The 268-nt window shown below is 61.9% G+C and carries 1 protein-coding gene; it reads left to right on the top strand.

The genetic code is table 11. The annotated features are described in order from the left end of the window. The coding region (locus AC3II9_RS21845; protein WP_489158801.1) for a hypothetical protein at positions 1-158 on the top strand (158 nt) is incomplete at its 5' end. Between the last annotated feature and the right edge of the window lie 110 nt (positions 159-268).

Raw genomic sequence — 268 nt, 5'->3', positions numbered from 1 at the left:
CCACGCTCGACCCGGCGGTCCGCTTGATGCTGCGCGTGACCTCGGACGATGTCGCGGCGGCGGACGAGGTGTTCAGCCGGTTGATGGGCGAAGTCGTCGAACCCCGGCGCGAGTTCATTCAGGACAATGCGCTGAACGTAGCGAATCTGGACGTGTAATATCCCCAGCTCCGTTCAGCCTGAGCGAAGTCGAAGGCCACGCAAATCCCTTGGGCTTCGACTGCGCTCAGCCTGAACGGCGGGTGGGAATGGTGGCATCAGTTTTGAAC

The organism is Lysinibacillus sp. RU7, assembly GCF_057837305.1.
The sequence above is the reverse complement of the archived record's forward strand: the minus strand, read 5'-3'. Positions and strand labels throughout refer to the sequence as shown.